The organism is Streptomyces pimonensis, from assembly GCF_041380215.1.
Lineage (GTDB): Bacteria > Actinomycetota > Actinomycetes > Streptomycetales > Streptomycetaceae > Streptomyces > Streptomyces pimonensis.
On sequence record NZ_JAHWZY010000116.1, the window covers coordinates 1 to 1,375 of the forward strand.

The 1,375-nt window shown below is 69.0% G+C and carries 1 protein-coding gene; it reads left to right on the forward strand.

Features of this window, described 5'->3' with window-relative positions:
• The first annotated feature begins 180 nt into the window (after positions 1 to 180).
• Positions 181 to 1,338 carry an ISAs1 family transposase gene (locus KYY02_RS33590; RefSeq protein ID WP_371244856.1) on the forward strand — a complete coding sequence of 386 codons (1,158 nt, stop codon included), beginning with the start codon at positions 181 to 183 and terminating at the stop codon, positions 1,336 to 1,338.
• Positions 1,339 to 1,375: the final 37 nt, after the last annotated feature.

Consider the following 1,375-nt stretch of genomic DNA (forward strand, 5'->3'; position numbering starts at 1 on the left):
GCAGGGTCTTTGGGAAGTGCCGAGGTGGGCGGTTCGCCTGCTGAGTGCCGGATGTGACGGCTTGTCGATTTCTGTCGGAGCGCCCCTGGATGCAGAACAGGCATGGCCGTTGGTGATCATGTGGGTGTCGAGTCCGTATGAGCACCGAGCGAGTCCATGCCTGCGCACCCATCTTCCCGCATGCCGTCATGCCTTCGGCAACTGGGGGACGCCTCCGGCCCAGCCCTGCTGGAGACAGCTACTGACCTGCGGAGTTATCTGGCCACGGTGCCTGATCCACGGGCCCGTCGCGGCATCCGGTATCCGTGGACGGCCCTGCTCACCGCTGCGGCCGCCGCTGTTCTGGCCGGCGCCGCCTCGGTCACGGCGATCGGCGAGTGGGTCGCCGACGCACCGCAGCGCGTCCTGGCCCTGCTGGGCTTCCGCCCCGACCCGCTGACCGGCCTGGTCCGCCCGCCTCATGCCACGACCATCCGCCTCGTCCTGGCCGCCGTGGACGGTGCCGCCCTCGACCGCGCCATCGGCGACTTCCTCCAGCAACGCCAGAACCCGGCCCCGGAACGAAAGGTCATCGCCGTCGACGGCAAGACACTCCGCAGCTCCCGCACCACCGGGCGGACGGCCACCGCCCTGATCGCCGCCATGACCCACAGCAGACAGGTCCTCGCCCAACGACAGATCGACGGCAAGAGCAACGAGATCCCGGCCTTCGCCCCGCTCCTGGACGGCATCGACCTGACCGGTGCCGTCATCATCGCCGACGCCCTGCACACCCAGCACGACCACGCCACCTACCTGCATAAACGCGGGGCGCACTACCTGGCCGTGATCAAGAGGAATCACCCCGGACTGCACGAGAAGGTCCGCCGCCTGCCCTGGCGTGACATCCGCCTGGACCACTACGAACGCGGACGGGGCCACCACCGCGACGAGATCCGCCGTCTGAAGACGGCCTCGTTCGCCCACCTCGACCACCCGCACGCACGCCAGGTCCTCCAAGTCGTCCGCCGGAGACGTGACCTGGGCACGGGCAAGCTGACGATCGAGCGGATCTACCTGGTCACGAGCCTGCCGCCCGGAGCGGCCGAAAGCAGCGAACTCGCGGCCTGGATCCGCGGCCACTGGCACATCGAGAACCAGCTGCACCATGTCCGCGACCGCACCTTCCACGAGGACGCCTCGAAGGTCCGCACCCGCAACCTGCCCCGCGTCATGGCCGGCCTGCGCAACCTCGCCATCGGCACCCATCGCCAGGACGGCCACACCAACATCGCCGCAGCCCTCCGCCACACCGCCCGAGACCACCTGCGGCCCCTCACCGCCCTCGGACTCACCTGACGAACCCGGACACAAGATCACTTCTCAAAGACCCTGG